Origin of the sequence: Phenylobacterium sp. (assembly GCF_036563285.1) — a bacterium.
In the GTDB taxonomy this organism is placed as follows: domain Bacteria; phylum Pseudomonadota; class Alphaproteobacteria; order Caulobacterales; family Caulobacteraceae; genus Phenylobacterium.
Genome location: NZ_DATCMR010000006.1, coordinates 420,483 through 436,129 on the forward strand (window position 1 = coordinate 420,483; position 15,647 = coordinate 436,129).

Consider the following 15,647-nt stretch of genomic DNA (forward strand, 5'->3'; position numbering starts at 1 on the left):
GGCCGACCTGTTGGCCAGGTGCGATCAGGGCGGCGCGTTCCGGAGCATGGTGCATCATCCCGATGCTCAGCATCTGGAATCTGCCGACGTCTGGGCTGAGCCAGGGGGAGCCGTGCTCCTGCTCATCGGCGGAGAGCACCGAGTGCGGGCGGCGCAGGTCGCCGAAGCCGCAGAACTGCTGATCGCCCTGCTGCAGTCGGAAGCCCGTGAAGAGGCTGCAGCGGCCAACGCCCGCGCGGAAGGTGACGCAACCCGACGCGCCATCGCCCTTGCCTCGTCCCTTGACCAGGCGCGGTCTCAGCTGGCGGCGAATGCGCGAAGCCTGCGCGACGCGCTGTCCGAAGCCGCCCGCCTAAATCGTGAGCTCCGCGCGCTGAACGAGACGCTGGAGCAGCGGGTGCAGGAGGAGATCGCTGAGCGGATGAAGGCAGAGGGCGCGCTCCGCCAGGCCCAAAAAATGGAAGCCATAGGGCAGCTCACGGGTGGCGTCGCTCATGACTTCAACAACCTGCTGACGGTAATCATTGGTGGACTCGACAACATCGCCCGCCAGCTCGACGCAGGCTCGGTTGGTCGCGACGAGGCTCGCCTGCGCCGTGCCGTGGACATGGCGACCCATTCTGCCGAGCGGGCTGCGACGCTAACGTCCCGGCTGCTGGCCTTCTCCCGCCGGCAGGCGCTCGATCCGAAGCCTCTGAAGGCCGACCGCCTGGTTCACGACATCGGAGAACTGCTTCAGCGCTCGATCGGCGAGCACATTACGCTCGAGCTCGTGGCTTCGCCTGGCCTTTGGCCGGCGTTGGCCGATCCCAACGAGCTGGAGCAGGCTCTCCTCAATCTCGCCGTCAATGCTCGCGACGCCATGCCCGGCGGCGGCAAACTAACGATCGAGACACAGAACGTCTTCCTTGACGAAGCATACCTGTCGACGGTGCCCGAGCCTGTTTCCCCGGGCCAGTATGTGATGATCGCAGTTTCCGACACGGGACACGGGATGGACGACGAGACCGTATCCCACGTGTTCGAACCGTTCTTCACGACGAAGGAGACGGGCAAGGGGACCGGCTTGGGTCTGAGCCAGGTTTATGGGTTCTTGCGCCAGTCGGGCGGTCATGTCCGGGTCTATAGCGAGGTAGGTCAGGGCACGACGGTGAAACTGTACCTTCCGCGCTACCACGGCGAGGTCGCGTCTCCCCCGGTTCCGGCGCAACGCCCTGATGTGTCGCTTCTGCGCGGGAAGGAACTCGTGCTCATCGTCGAGGACGACGACGGTGTACGCGCCTACTCCGGCGGGGTCCTGCGCGAACTGGGCTACACGGTCATCGAGGCAACCGACGCCGCGAGCGCCTTGGCGGCCTTGGAACAACACCCCGGGGTCGATCTGCTGTTCACCGACGTAGTGCTTCCCGGCGGAGTCCACGGTCACAAGCTGGCAGCCCAAGTGCGGGAACGCCGGCCAGGCGTCCAGGTGCTCTTCACGAGCGGCTATACTCGGAACGCGATAGTCCATAACGGCCGGCTGGACCCGGGTGTGCAGCTGATCACCAAGCCCTTTACCTTCGAGGAACTAGCGCTGCGGGTCAGGCTCATCCTGGACGCCCCTGGACGGAGCATCGTCAACGGGGCCATGAGCTGAACGGCGGCGGCTAACCCTTCGATCTCGTGGCAAGCTCGCCTCTAAGCGTGAGATTGATGGACCAGACGTGACGGAGGGGGAGTGGCCGCCAACTCAGCCCGCTGTCGGGCGGCAACGGCGACGACACGCTGCTGGGCTGGGTCGTGTGACGGTCTTCTGACCATGACGCTGGGCGACGTTCGGTAGGAGGAGCGGAACAGGCCCGTCGGTCGGCCATTCCAGAGGGACCTTCAGACGGAGCCATCCTCATGAGCATCATTGTCCGGGCGGCCGCGCTGGCAGCGGTCGGAGCGGGTCTGTACTGGCTGTGGTCGAGGCCCTCCGGCGACACCCGTCTGCGCGCACCGGACGCCGACGACTTCGAGGCCCGGCTGGAGGCTGTGGAGCCCCCGTCGGGCGCGCCCACCGCCGCGGACTTCGAACGTGCGCTCGAGGGCCTGCTCAGCTCGGAGCGCGCCAAAGGCGCGGCGTTCGTGGACGTTTCCGCAGGAGAGCTGCATCGCCTCGTCGGGGGCTACCCGGGCAGGGCCCACCGGATGCCCACCTGCTGCAACGTCATGCGCAAGCGGCTGCAGACCGGCGATCTGGTTCTCGACGAGCCGCAGTCGGGGGCGGGGGCGAGCCTCGCGATCCGGTATCAGCTGTCGGCGTCCCGAGCTGCGAGCGGGGCTGAAGCCGCCGATCCCGTCCAGTAGCGAGGCCGCCTTCGCGCAAAGCTAGAAGCGGACCAGCGCAAGGTGGAGGAGCTCTTCGGTTAGCCGCTCTCTCTCCCTCTCCCAAGGCTGAGCCTCGGAATCGGGTGGAGGCCCACCCGCCCTCAATCCTCCAGGATCAGGCTCTTCTTCCGCGTGTCGCCAAGGATGATCGCCGTCAGCGCCGCGATGGCCATCAGCACGGTCAGGGCCACGAAGTACCCTCCCTCGTTGCCCGCGTTCTTGAACGACAGCGCCGCCGTCGCCGCGTTGCCGCCGAAGATCGCCTGGGCCAGGCCGTAGGGCAGGGCGACGCCGAGGGCACGCACCTGGGCGGGGAACAGCTCCGCCTTGAAGATGGCGCTGATCGAGGTGTAGCCCGACAGCAGGAACAGCGGGACCACCAGCAGCAGCACCGCCTGCCAATAGCTCGTCGCCCCCTGCAGCGCCTGGTAAATCGGGTAGGCGGACAGCGCGAGGAGGACGAAGCTGCCGGCCAGCACGACGCGCCGGCCGACGATGTCCGAAAGCGCGCCGACCAGCAGCTGGAAGATCATGAAGCAGAACAGCGCGGTCGTGCTGATCTGCGCCGCGTCGGGCCGCGAGAAGCCCTCGCCGGTGGGACCCGCCGCGCTGTTGACCAGGAACGGCAGCATGTAGGCCGTGAAGGTGTAGAAGCCCACGCCGCCCGCCGCCGTCAGGACGACGATCATCAGCGTCTCCTTCGGGTACTTCGTGAACAGCAGCATCGTCTTGCCGCGTTCCTTCGCCTCGTCCGCGCCGCCCGCGGCCACGAACGAGGTGGTCTCGTGCATGTCGCGCCGCATCCAGAAGACGATCACGGCCAGCGCCGCGCCGATCGCGAAGGGGATGCGCCAGCCCCAGGCCTCGAGGGCCTCAGGCGACAGCAGGTTCTGCAGCAGGATCAGCAACAGGCCGGCCAGCAGCTGGCCCGCGATCAGCGTCACGTACAGGAACCCCGACCAGAACCCCCGGTGCCGCCGCGTCGCCATCTCGCTGACATAGGTGGCCGAGGCGCCGTACTCCCCGCCGACGCTGAGGCCCTGGAGGATCCGCGCCACCGCCAGGATGATCGGCGCGAAGATCCCAATGGTGGCGTGCCCGGGCGTCAGGGCGATCATCAGCGATCCGAAGCACATCAGGCTCACGGACAGGGTGAGCGCCGCCTTGCGGCCGGCCTTGTCGGCGTAGACGCCCATCAGCCAGGCGCCGAGCGGCCGGGCGATGAAGCCCACGCCGAAGATCACCGCCCCATTGAGGAGCTGGGCCGTCGGGTCCGCGTCGGGGAAGAAGATCGGCGCGAAGTAGATCAGGAAGGAGGTGTAGACGAACCAGTCGAACCACTCGACGAGGTTGCCGCCCGAGCCGGCCAGGATGTTCCAGAGCCGTCGGCCCGGGGACATCCCCGGCGCTGCGACAGGCGAGCGGTCCGTCTCGATCCCGGTTTCGGCCATTCAATCCCCCTACGCTGAAGATCGTTCGGACGGTTGCGGTCAAGGAAGCTCCGTCTCTGCTCCCGCTCCGTAGCCGAGGTTGAGCAGGTCGGCGAGAGGCCACGGCGCGATCCGAAGCAATTGATCTGGTAGAGAAGCCGCCGGGCCGACTAGGATTGACGCGCGGCGCCGCCCCCCCAGGGCGTGCCGCCAAACTATGTGTGTGAACGGCGGCGGCCTCCGGGCCGCCGCCGTTGCGCCGCCCGCAGCGCCAGCTCTCTCACCGCAGCGTCAGCCCGCCGTCGATCACCAGCTCCGCGCCCGTCACATAGCGGCTCTCGTCGCTGGCCAGCCACAGCACCCCGTTGGCGATGTCCAGCGGCACGCCCTTCACCCCCAGCGGCACCACCATCTCGGAGATCGCGTCCAGGTTCGGGGGCTCGTTCGTGCCCGTGGGCGCCACCGTCAGCCAGATCGGGGTCTCGATGATGCCCGGGTGCACCGAGTTCACGCGGATGCCGTCCTTGGCGGCCGCGCACTCCAGCGCCACGGCCTTGGTGAACAGCCGCACGCCGCCCTTGGTGGCGCAGTAGCCGGCAAGGCCCGGCGAGCCCTTCAGGCCCGCCACCGAGGACATGTTGATTATGCTGCCGCCGCCGCTCTGGCGCATCAGCGGGATCGCGTGCTTCACGCCCAGGAAGACGCCGTCGAGGTTCACCGCCGTCTGCCGGCGCCAGGTCTCCAGGCTCATCTCCAGCACCGGGCCGGCGAGGCCGACGCCGGCGTTGTTGACCAGGATGTCGAGGCGGCCGTGGCGGGCCTTCACCTCGCCGATCACCTGGACCCAGGCGGCCTCGTCGGTGACGTCGTGGTGCAGGTATTCGGCCCTGCCGCCGGCCGCGGCGATGGCGGCCAGGGCCTCGTCGCCCTTCAGGTCCTGCAGGTCGGTGACCACCACCGTGGCGCCTTCCTGCGCCAGCCGCTCGGCGCAGCCGCGGCCGATGCCGCTCGCCCCGCCGGTGACCAGCGCCACCTTGCCTACGACCCGTCCGGCCATGGCCGATCCTCCCGTTTGCATTGAGGCCTAGACCACGGCTGCGCCGCCCGCTAGGCCGACGCGAGGTCAAGGGGGGGGGCCTTGGAAACCGTCATCCGCAGCTGCACGCCGGCCGACGCCGCGGCCCTGGCCCTGGTCGGCCAGGCGACCTTCCTGCAGACCTATGCCGACGTGCTGCCGGCCAGCGACATCCTCGCCCACTGCCAGGGCGAGCACGCCGAGGCCTACTACGCCGCCAAGCTCGCCGAGCCGGCGTACGGCTTCTGGATCGCCGAGCTCTCGGAGACCGGGGCGCCCATCGGCTACGCGATGCTTTGCCCGCCCGACCTCCCTGTGGCGACGACCGAGGCCGATCTGGAGCTCAAGCGCATCTACCTGCTGCACCGCTTCCACGGGACGGGGCTGGGCGCGGGACTGATGGCGATGGCGGCCAACGCGGCGCGGCAACGCGGCGCCGAGCGGCTGCTGCTGGGCGTCTACGGCGGCAACACGCGCGCAATGGCCTTCTATGCCCGCCAGGGCTTCGCGCCGGCGGGCGAACGCAAGTTCAAGGTGGGGGCGAACGAGTACGACGATCTCGTGCTCGCCCGCGCCCTCTAGCTCAGTCCGGCCTCAGCGCATCCAGCTGGGCGTCGAGTCCGCAGTGAAGATCCCGTAGATCAGCCCGATGGCCAGCAGCACGATGGCCACCAGCATGATGGTGGGGATCAACCCTTCGATGCGCTCGGCCAGGTGGCGAGGCTTGTGGTGGACTTCATTCTCCGGAAGCATGGCGAGGTCCTCGCAATCTGCTGGGGAGTACTTTCCCCGATCCAGACTGGAGCAGGCGCCTTGGACGCCTCCCGGCCGCTCGCAAATGGGGCCGCCGGAGCGCGCCCTAGCCGCCTGTTTCAGTCAGGCGATAGGCGGATGTTGCGCCTGCGAAGAACGCGGGTCAACGAACAGCTGCGCCCTTGGCTCCGATTGCAGGCGAGGTGCGTCCTTGCGGCCGCAGGCGCTCGACAGATCGTCAACCGTATTCTTTGGGGCCTCGCACGGCCGCGTGTAAACTCGTCAATACGATCTTTGACACATCATTCAGAGGCTTAGGCGACCTCGAGAGTTGTCGCGCTGAGTCGTGCAAATAGGCCTGACGCGGCGTCTAACGCGCCTCAGGCGTAGCTCTGCAGCGGCCTCACCTCGAGCGGCCCCGCAGCCGTCGCCACGATGGCCTGTGCGGCTGCGAGCGCGCCTGCGGCCGTGGTGAAGTAGGGGATCTTGCCCATCAGCGCCGTGCGGCGGATCTCGAAGCTGTCCACCAGCGACTGCTTGCCCTCGGTGGTGTTGAACACCAGCTGCACCTCGCCGTTCTTCATGGCGTCGACGATGTGCGGCCGGCCCTCCAGCACCTTCTTTACGAAGGTGACGTCGAGGCCCTGGCCCTTCAGGAACTCCGCCGTCCCGCCGGTGGCCAGCACCTTGAAGCCGCGGCCGAGCAGCAGCTTGGTCGGCTCGACGATCCATTCCTTGTCGGAGTCCTTCACCGAGACGAAGACGCAGCCCTTGGCCGGCAGCACGGTCCCGCCGCCCAGCTGGCTCTTGGCGAACGCCCGCGCGAACGCCGGCGCTAGGGTCTCGCCGGGCCGCACCCAGTCCAGCCCCATGACCTCGCCGGTCGAGCGCATCTCCGGGCCCAGCACGGTGTCCACGCCGGCGAAGCGGGCGAACGGGAAGACGGCTTCCTTCACCGCGATGTGGTCGTAGGGGGTGTCCTTCAGGTCGAACTCGGCGAGCTTCCGGCCCGCCATCAACTTCGCCGCGATGGCGGCCAGCGGCCGGCCGATGGTCTTGGCCACGAACGGCACGGTGCGGCTGGCCCGGGGATTGACCTCCAGGACGTAGATCCGCGGGCTCGCGGAGTGCGGTTCCTCGATGGCGAACTGCACGTTCATCAGCCCGCGCACCTGCAGCGCGCGCGCCATCTCCTCGGTCTGCCGCTTCAGCTCGGCGATGGTCGCGGGCTTCAGCGAGAACGGGGGCAGGGAGCAGGCGCTGTCGCCGGAGTGCACGCCGGCCTCCTCGATGTGCTCCATGACGCCGGCCACGAACACCGCGCCGTCGGCGTCGCAGAGGGCGTCTACGTCCACCTCGGTGGCGCGGCTGAGGTACTGGTCGAGCAGGACCGGGCTGTCGCCGGACACCTGCACGGCGTGCTTGATGTAGCGCTCGAGTTGCTCGTCATCTCGGACGATCTCCATGGCCCGGCCGCCCAGCACGTACGAGGGCCGGATCACGATCGGGTAGCCGACCTTGTGGGCGACGGCGAAGGCCTCTTCGCCGGACCGGGCGATGCCGTTCACCGGCTGGGCGATCTTCAGCCGGTGCAGCAGCTGCTGGAACCGCTCGCGATCCTCCGCCAGGTCGATGGCGTCGGGCGAGGTGCCCAGGATCGGGATGCCCGCGTCCTCCAGCGGCTGGGCCAGCTTCAGCGGCGTCTGCCCGCCGAACTGGACGATGACGCCCAGCAGCTCGCCGCGCGAGCGCTCCACGTCGATCAGCTCCAGCACGTCCTCGGCGGTCAGCGGCTCGAAGTAGAGGCGGTCGGAGGTGTCGTAGTCGGTCGACACGGTCTCCGGGTTGCAGTTGACCATGATCGACTCCACGCCGATCTCGTCGAGCGCGAAGGCCGCGTGGCAGCAGCAGTAGTCGAACTCGATGCCTTGGCCGATCCGGTTCGGCCCGCCGCCCAGGATGATCGCCTTCTTCCGCGCGGAGGGGTCGCTCTCGCAGTCGGGGACCTGGCCGAGTGCGCCGGTCTCATAGGTCGAGTACATGTAGGGCGTCTCGGCCCGGAACTCGCCGGCGCAGGTGTCGATGCGCTTGAACACCGGGCGAACGCCCAAGGCGCGGCGCTGCTCGCGCACCTCCTTCTCGGTGGTGTGGGTGAGCTTCGCGAGCCGGGCGTCGGAGAAGCCCATGGCCTTCAGCCGCCGGAAAGCCGCGGCGTCGTGCGGCAGGCCCTCGGCCCGGACCCGGTCCTCCTCCGCCACGAGGGTCTGGATCTGGCGCAGGAACCACGGCTCGTAGGAGCACGCCGTGTGGATCTCGTCGCAGGTGAGGCCGGAGCGGAACGCCTGGGCGATCACCCGCAGCCGGTCCGGCGTCGGCTGGCCGAGCGCACGGGTCACCGCCGCGTGGCGCATCTCCGGATCGTCGGCGCCTTCGATGGCGATCTCGTCGAGGCCGGTGAGGCCGGTCTCCAGGCCCCGCAGCGCCTTCTGCAGGCTCTCGGCGAAGGTCCGGCCGATGGCCATCACCTCGCCCACCGACTTCATCGAGGTGGTGAGCAGCGGCTCCGACCCCGGATACTTCTCGAAAGCGAAGCGGGGGATCTTGGTGACGACGTAGTCGATGCTGGGCTCGAACGAGGCGGGCGTCGCTCCCGTGATGTCGTTCATCAGCTCGTCGAGCGTGTAGCCGACCGCCAGCCGCGCGGCGACCTTGGCGATCGGGAAGCCGGTGGCCTTGGAGGCGAGCGCCGAGGAGCGCGACACCCGCGGGTTCATCTCGATCACCACCATGCGCCCGTCCGCCGGGTTGACCGCGAACTGCACGTTCGACCCGCCGGTCTCTACGCCGATCTCGCGCAGCACCTGGATCGAGGCGCGGCGCATCCACTGGTATTCCTTGTCGGTCAGGGTCAGCGCCGGGGCCACGGTGATCGAGTCGCCGGTGTGCACGCCCATCGGGTCGATGTTCTCGATCGAGCAGACGATGATGCAGTTGTCCGCCCGGTCGCGGACCACCTCCATCTCGTACTCCTTCCAGCCGAGCACGCTCTCCTCGATCAGCACCTCGCTCGTCGGCGACAGGTCGAGACCGCGGGCGACGATCTCCTCGAACTCCTCGACATTGTAGGCGATGCCGCCGCCGGTGCCGGCCAGCGTGAAGGACGGGCGGATGATGGCGGGAAGGCCCACCAGCTCCAGGCCCGCGCGGGCTTCCTCGAGGCTGTGCGCCACCTGGCTCTTCGGGCTCTCCAGCCCGATGGCGTCCATGGCGTCGCGGAATTTCTGGCGGTCCTCGGCCTTGTCGATCACGTCGGCCTTGGCGCCGATCATCTCGACGCCGAACTTCTCCAGGACGCCCATCTTCTCCAGCGCCAGGGCGGTGTTCAACGCGGTCTGGCCGCCCATGGTGGGCAACAGGGCGTCCGGCCGCTCCTTCTCGATGATCTTGGCCACCATGTCGGGCGTGATCGGCTCGATGTAGGTGGCGTCGGCGATCTCCGGATCGGTCATGATCGTCGCCGGGTTGGAGTTCACCAGCACGATCCGGTAGCCCTCGGCGCGGAGCGCCTTGCAGGCCTGGACGCCCGAGTAGTCGAACTCGCACGCCTGGCCGATCACGATGGGGCCGGCGCCGATGATCAGGATTGAGGAGATGTCGGTGCGTTTGGGCATCTTTTCTCGCGCGCGACGGCGGCCGCGCCATGGAGCGCGCCCGATGCCGGTCAGACCTGCAGGTTAAGCCGCCCGTTTAGAGAGGGAGTCACGGGCGCGCAAGCGGCGTCCTCGACGCCTCCCCCAAAGCGGGCCCGCCCGAACCATCGGATGTGAAAAAAAACAGGGCCTTCCCGCAACTAATCCGCTGCTTAGCCATATTGGACAGGTGAGGCGGCGCTTAGTGCGTTCAGCCGTCCCCGCAGTGGAGAGCCAAGCGTCCATGTCCCTGATCGAAAAAATCCCGACGATGAGCGACGAAGAGGTCATGAACCTGCTCGCCAATGCTCGCCGGCTACAGGCCCAGGGCGACGAGAAGCAGCAGGCGGCCGCGGCCGATCTGCTCCCCACCCTCGAAGAGGTCGCCGCCGAGCGGCGCAGCGCCCGGCAGCAGGCGATCCAGGCCAAGCGTGCGGCCGCCCGACGCCCGAAGAAGGTGGCCGCCTAGCGGCGGCGCCGAAGCGGCGCCATGGTGCGCCGCATGAAGGCTTATCTGATCATCGCCGCCGTTGTCGCGGCCACGCCCGCGGCAGCCCAGGCGCCCGCGCCCGTCTCCCGTCAGATCTCGGCCCAGGCGCGGACGATGTCCGGCCAGCCGATCCTGCTTCCGCAGGGACCGGTCCAGGTCACCTACACCGAGACCGTCGTGCCGCCGGGCGGCGCGCTGCCTCCCCACAAGCATCCCTATCCGCGCTACGCCTTGGTGATGTCGGGGCGGCTGAAGGTCACCAACCTGGTGACCGGGACGGTCTCGGAGGTGAAGGCCGGCGAGCTTGCCATCGACGCCATTGACCAGTGGCACGAAGCCGTCGTGCTGGGCGCCGAGCCCGTGCGCATGCTGGTGATCGACCAGGCGCCGCCGGGCGTGGTCAACACCGTCCGCCGCGACCCGTAGATGCGAAAACGCCCTCCACGCCGGAGCGGGGAGGGCGCCATTCGGCTCTGGGGGGAGACTAGAGGCCGCCGGGGCCGCAGTCGTTCTTCAGCCAGTTCTCCACCGTGGTCAGGACGACCTTGGCGTTGTCCGGGCTCCAGGTGTTGTAGGTGTGGCCCATGTCCGGGAGCTCGACGAGCTTGTAGTTGCGCCCGGCGCCCTTGAGCTTGCCGACCATGTCGACCGTCTCCTTGTACGGCACGATCTGGTCTCGGTCGCCGTGGTAGATGAACAGCGGGATCTCGATCTTCGAGACCTCCTTCATCGCCGACAGGCCCTTGATCGTCGGGCTCTGGAACTCGCGCAGCAGCGGATTGTCGTAGGTGCTCCGCTGGAAGTTCGCGGGCTCCGCCACGCCGGCGCCGGCGATGGTGCACTGGTAGAGGCCGTTCGGCCGCACCGCCGCGGCATAGGCCGCGTAGCCGCCGTAGGAGTAGCCATGCACGGCGATGCGGTTCGGCGCCGCCAGCCGCTGCTCGATCAGCCACTTGGCGCCGTCGTCCAGGTCGTCCTGCATCTTCTGGCCCCACTCGGCGTCGCCGGCGCGCCAGATCTTCTGGCCCCACCCCAGCGAGCCGCGGAACTGCGGCTGCAGGACCACGTAGCCGCGCGAAGCGAAGTACTGGGTCCAGCCGGTGACGTCCCAGCCCATCTCGTCGCGCGACCACGGACCGCCGTGAGGCACGATGATCGCCGGGTGCGGACCCTGGCCCGCCGACGCCGGGGGCGTCGTGAGGAAGGCGGGGATCACCAGGCCGTCGCGGGCCTTGTACTGGACGAGCGTGGTGTCGCCGAGCGAGCCGGGATCCACGTCCTGGCGCGACTTGCCCAGCAGGGTCAGCTTGCCGTCGGCCAGGAGGTAGTACTCGGGCGGCTGCCGGGGCCCTTCCTTGATCGCGAGGATCTTCGACAGGTCGTCTGACCAGCCGATGATGCGGGTGTCGAAGCCGTCGGCCACGTTGAAGGTGGCCGTCTGGCCGGCGCCGGGGTCGGTCCACTGGACGGGCCGGGTCTTCACGCCGAGTCCCTGCCGGATCGCGCGGTCTGCGGCGGCAAGCTTCTCATCGACCCAGAAGGTCTTGGTCGTTTCGGCGTTGTAGGCGAAGCCGAGCACCCGGCCACGATCGCCGGCGGCCTGCGAGAGGATCACGTCCTCGGCGTCGAACAGCTTGTGCTCGAACACCGGCTCCAGGATCTTCCGGTCCTTGATCGAGTATTCGTAGATGGCCGTCTTGTCCCGGCCCCGGTTGGTGGCCAGGTAGGCGATGTTCGGGTCGGGCGTGAAGCCGACGATCGACATCGGCTCGCGGTCCTTGGCGAACCAGCGGAAATGTTCTTCCCAGCGGTTGTTGGCCGGATTGCGGATCCACTGGGCGATGTAGGCGCGGCCGTCCTGATAGCTCAGTTCCTGCCGGGCGCGGACCTCGCCCTGCAGGTCGACCTGCTCCTCGCCGAACTTGCCCGAGCCCAGCGCCTGGCGCGAGGCCGTGCCGGTGTAGACGTCGACCTTGTAGATGTCGCGGCCGGAGGGGCCGCTGTCCTGCACGAGGATGTAGCGCGGATCGTTGGGGAGCGTGTCCACCAGGCCCGGCGGGCTCAAGGCTTCGGCGAACTCGACCTGCTCCGAACGGCTGTTGGTGCGCGGCAGCAGCGGCTTCACGTCGGAGCCGTCGAGGCTCATCAGCAGCGGCCGGATGAAGTGGGTGCGGGTGCGGCTGCCCTGGAACGAATAGTCGACCAATTGCTGCACGCCGACGATCAGCCGGTCGTTCTTCACGAAGTCCAGGAACCACAGCTCCTGCCCCTTGCCGGACGGCGTCAGCTTCGGCGGCTGGTTCGGGTTGCTGGTCTGCCAGACGGCCACGAAGGTCTGCTTGCCGTCCGGAGAGACGATGCCGGCGATGTGCTTGCCATCGGGCGACAGCTGCAGGCTGGTGACGGCAGGGCGGTTGGCGAACACCTCCGCCGCCGGCGGTGCGGCCGCTGCGGGCGTCGTCATCGCGAGCGAGGCGCATGCGGCGAGCGCCACTGCCGCTGCGCTGGAGATCAGTCTCTTGAGCATGGTCTACTCTTTTCGCGCGCATCGCGCGTCTGGGGCTGGGTTCAAGGTCGCCTCGCAGGAGGCGTTGCATCCGTTGTAACGGGCTGAGCCTCCCCGGCGTCAAGTGCTCGATTTCGCCGCGGATTTTTCAGCCATGCAATCATTTGCCGGCGCATTTTTCGATCGGCGTTACGCTTAGATGTGACGAAAATGTCGCAACTCTGGCGAGAATTGGACAAAATCCACCGAACATTGCGTCTGCTTGTCGCAGAGGGGGTGCAGGCTTGGCCGGACAGTGATTGGTTGCCGCCACGCCTCCATCCAAGGGATTCCCATGACCTCTACGAAGTCCAAGCTGCTTGCCGGCTCGCTCTTCACCAGCATCGTGCTGGCCGCGTCGGCCGCTTCGGCTCAGACGCCGGGCGAACGCCAGCCGGGCCCGCCTCCGGGGCAGCCGCCCGCCGCAACCGCCGTCGACGAACTGATCGTCACCGGCTCGCGCATCCGCCGCAACGAATACACCTCCGAAGCGCCGCTCACGGTCGTGACCTCGGAGAGCGCGACCCTGCAGGGCCTGGTCGACACCGCCCAGCTGCTGCAGACCCAGCCCATCGCCTCGGGCTCCGGCCAGACCAACAACATGCTCACCGGCTTCGTCGTGAACGGCGGCCCGGGCGTGCAGACCGTCTCGCTGCGCGGCCTCGGCGACCAGCGCACCCTCGTCCTGCTGGACGGCCGCCGGCTCGGCCCGGCCGGGGTGCGCGGCACCGTCGGCCCCGTCGACCTGAACGTCATCCCGCAGTCGATCATCGAGCGTATCGAGATCCTGAAGGACGGCGCCTCGTCGATCTACGGCTCGGACGCCGTGGCCGGCGTGGTCAACTTCATCACCAAGAAGCGCCTCGATGAGGGCATGCTCTCGATCTACGCCAGCCAGCCGTTCGACAACGGCGGCGAGGAGTACAAGGTCTACGGCTCGTGGGGTAAGACCTTCGACCGCGGCTTCATCAGCGCCTCGGCCGACTACACCCGCACCAACCCGCTGGCGCTGAGGGACCGCGACTTCACGGCCTGCGCCGAAGACCGCGCCTACGACCCGCAGACCTTCCAGCGCCTCGACCACATCGACCCGCTGACCAACGCCCCGAAGTGCTACAACGTGCTGACCAACGCGGCGATCGCCGCGGTCACCTACGGCGGCATCTTCCAGTACTCGGTGCCCGGGATCACCTACCCGGGCGCGGCGCAGGGCAACAACATCGCCACGATCATGCCGGGCCCCGCGGCCCTGGGCTTCGTCCGAGCCGCGCGCGCGGGCCAGCCGGCCACCTTCCCTTATGCCAACTACGACAGCCCTTGGTACGGCCGGACGACGGCGATCAGCCCGTCGGACCGCTTCACGTTCTTCGTGAACGGCGGCTTCAACCTGACCCCGGGCATCGAGCTCTACGGCGACCTGCTGCTGAACCGACGCGAGTCCGAACAGCGCGCCTTCCAGCAGATCTTCCCCACCGTCGCGGGCAACAACCCGAACAACCCCTTCATCGACAACACCGGCGCCCGCATCCCGATGCTGCCCGTGATCGCGGTGAAGAGCGACGGCGCCCAGGAGGTCAACTACTATCGCGCCGTCGGCGGCGCGCGCGGCAAGCTGCCCGACCTTCCCGTCGTGAGCGGCTGGGACTGGGACATCTTCGCCCAGTACTCGAAGTCGGACGCCAAGTACCAGGTGGACTACGTGCCGCTCGATCGCCTCGAAGCGGTGACCGCGTTCTCGACCGCCTGTAACCAGGCCTGGATCACCGAGAACCCCGCGACCTGCCCGGCCGGCGGCATCCCGTTCTTCAGCCGCCGCGTCCTGGGCGGCACCTTCACCCCGGAAGAGGCCGACTTCCTGTTCGAAGTTGCCCACGGTACGACGGAGTACACCCAGGTCGCCCTCGAAGGCTCTATCACCGGCGACATCATGCAACTGCCGGCCGGTCCGCTCTCCGTGGCCGTCGGCTTCCACATCCGTCGTGACGAGATCGACGACACGCCTGACGAGCAGGAGCAGATCGGCAACCTGTACAACCAGACGGCCGCTGGCCGGACGGCGGGCAAGGACACCGTGAAGGAACTGTTCGCCGAGCTCAGCGCCCCGGTGTTCCGCGGCACTCGGGTAGGCGACTTCGACATGACCGTCTCGGGCCGTCTCACCGACTACGACAGCTATGGTTCGAACTCGACCTACAAGCTGGGCTTCAACTGGCAGGTGATCCCTGCGTTCCGCATTCGCGGCACGCACGGCACCTCGTACCGCGCTCCGGCGCTGTACGAGCTGTTCCTGGCTGACCAGACGGGCTTCCTGTCGCAGACGGCGATCGATCCCTGCATCCGCTACGAGAACTCGTCGAACCAGACGCTGCGGACGAACTGCGCGGCCTCCGGCGTTCCCGAGGGCTACGCGGGCGGCGGCTCGGGCGCCACGATCTTCACCGGCGGCGGGATCGGCCGCCTGGAGGCGGAGACCTCGAAGGCCAGCACCTTCGGCGTGATCCTCACCCCCGACTTCTCGACCTTCGATTTCTCGATCGCCCTCGACTATTTCGACATCGAGATCAATGAGGAGGTCCGGCGGTTCGGGGCGCGGAACATCATCACCCAGTGCCTGCTGCGGGAATTCCCGAACGGTCCGTTCTGCGAGCTGTTCGAGCGTGACCCGACGACGGACGCCATCCTTACCGTTCAGAACAACTTCATGAACGTGGCGAACCAGGTGAACCGCGGTCTCGACCTGAACATGCGCTACCAGCAGGAGTTCGGGTTCGGCACCCTGACGGTGGACACCGAGGCGACCTGGCAGTTCGAGGACGTCACCCAGCTGCTGGGCGAGTCCGAGCCGGAAGACTTCAACGGCTCGACCACCGAGTCGGACTTCACCGCCCAGGTGGAAGCCCGCCTGCAGCGGGGCGACTGGACCGCCTACGTGGCCGTCGACATCATCAGCAAGGCCTCGGACTCGGACCAGGAAGCCTTCCAGTTCACCGACGTCCACCCTTCGAACGTCTACGGCGTCGGGCGGCCGGTGTACTACAAGCAGTTCACCGAGTTCCAAACCTACACGCACATCAGCGTACGGAAGATCCAGGACAAGTGGACCTTCTGGGCCGGCATCCGGAACCTGTTCGACGACGATCCGCCGGCTCTGTCGGGCAATGAAGGCTTCCGCATCGGCTACGGCGCCATCGGCCCGTTCGACTTCCGCGGCCGCCGGGCGTTCATCCAGATCGACCGGACCTTCTAAGTCCGGGCGACCGGAACGAGCTGGGGAGGGCGGCCTTAGGGCCGCCCTTTTCATTTGGGGTGCATC

The 15,647-nt window shown here is 67.9% G+C and carries 11 protein-coding genes; 6 read left to right on the forward strand and 5 right to left on the reverse strand.

The window, feature by feature from the left end; all coding sequences use genetic code 11:
- Positions 1 to 112: 112 nt before the first annotated feature.
- Positions 113 to 1,636 (forward strand): ATP-binding protein, encoded by a 1,524-nt coding sequence (locus tag VIL76_RS07020; RefSeq protein ID WP_332044286.1) that lies wholly within the window; start codon positions 113 to 115, stop codon positions 1,634 to 1,636.
- 248 nt (positions 1,637 to 1,884) lie between these two features.
- Positions 1,885 to 2,331 carry a hypothetical protein gene (locus VIL76_RS07025; RefSeq protein WP_332044287.1) on the forward strand — a complete coding sequence of 149 codons (447 nt, stop codon included), beginning with the start codon at positions 1,885 to 1,887 and terminating at the stop codon, positions 2,329 to 2,331.
- Positions 2,332 to 2,453: 122 nt separating this feature from the next.
- On the opposite strand, the gene VIL76_RS07030 is transcribed toward VIL76_RS07025, so the two are convergent.
- Both VIL76_RS07030 and VIL76_RS07035 read right to left on the reverse strand, forming a co-directional pair.
- Positions 2,454 to 3,803, reverse strand: coding sequence for an MFS transporter (locus VIL76_RS07030; protein WP_332044288.1), 1,350 nt, complete (start codon positions 3,801 to 3,803; stop codon positions 2,454 to 2,456).
- A gap of 259 nt (positions 3,804 to 4,062) precedes the next feature.
- Complete coding sequence (locus VIL76_RS07035; RefSeq protein ID WP_332044289.1) at positions 4,063 to 4,839, reverse strand: glucose 1-dehydrogenase; 777 nt, start codon at positions 4,837 to 4,839, stop codon at positions 4,063 to 4,065.
- A gap of 81 nt (positions 4,840 to 4,920) precedes the next feature.
- On the opposite strand from VIL76_RS07035, the gene VIL76_RS07040 reads away from it, so the two are divergent.
- The gene (locus VIL76_RS07040; RefSeq protein WP_332044290.1) at positions 4,921 to 5,439 is read left to right on the forward strand and encodes a GNAT family N-acetyltransferase; all 519 of its coding nucleotides are present in this window, start codon (positions 4,921 to 4,923) and stop codon (positions 5,437 to 5,439) included.
- Between the two features lie 12 nt (positions 5,440 to 5,451).
- Here VIL76_RS07040 and VIL76_RS07045 read toward each other — a convergent pair whose 3' ends face one another.
- Both VIL76_RS07045 and carB read right to left on the reverse strand, forming a co-directional pair.
- Positions 5,452 to 5,610, reverse strand: coding sequence for a hypothetical protein (locus VIL76_RS07045; RefSeq protein ID WP_332044291.1), 159 nt, complete (start codon positions 5,608 to 5,610; stop codon positions 5,452 to 5,454).
- A gap of 380 nt (positions 5,611 to 5,990) precedes the next feature.
- The gene (gene carB / locus VIL76_RS07050) at positions 5,991 to 9,281 is read right to left on the reverse strand and encodes a carbamoyl-phosphate synthase large subunit (protein WP_332044292.1); all 3,291 of its coding nucleotides are present in this window, start codon (positions 9,279 to 9,281) and stop codon (positions 5,991 to 5,993) included.
- A 262-nt stretch (positions 9,282 to 9,543) separates the two neighbouring features.
- Here carB and VIL76_RS07055 point away from each other — a divergent pair, with 262 nt between their 5' ends.
- Both VIL76_RS07055 and VIL76_RS07060 read left to right on the forward strand, forming a co-directional pair.
- Complete coding sequence (locus tag VIL76_RS07055) at positions 9,544 to 9,768, forward strand: hypothetical protein (RefSeq protein ID WP_332044293.1); 225 nt, start codon at positions 9,544 to 9,546, stop codon at positions 9,766 to 9,768.
- A 33-nt stretch (positions 9,769 to 9,801) separates the two neighbouring features.
- Positions 9,802 to 10,215 (forward strand): cupin domain-containing protein, encoded by a 414-nt coding sequence (locus VIL76_RS07060; RefSeq protein ID WP_332044294.1) that lies wholly within the window; start codon positions 9,802 to 9,804, stop codon positions 10,213 to 10,215.
- 58 nt (positions 10,216 to 10,273) lie between these two features.
- Here VIL76_RS07060 and VIL76_RS07065 read toward each other — a convergent pair whose 3' ends face one another.
- Positions 10,274 to 12,316 carry an alpha/beta hydrolase family protein gene (locus VIL76_RS07065; protein WP_332044295.1) on the reverse strand — a complete coding sequence of 681 codons (2,043 nt, stop codon included), beginning with the start codon at positions 12,314 to 12,316 and terminating at the stop codon, positions 10,274 to 10,276.
- 313 nt (positions 12,317 to 12,629) lie between these two features.
- On the opposite strand from VIL76_RS07065, the gene VIL76_RS07070 reads away from it, so the two are divergent.
- Positions 12,630 to 15,581, forward strand: coding sequence for a TonB-dependent receptor domain-containing protein (locus tag VIL76_RS07070; protein WP_332044296.1), 2,952 nt, complete (start codon positions 12,630 to 12,632; stop codon positions 15,579 to 15,581).
- Positions 15,582 to 15,647: the final 66 nt, after the last annotated feature.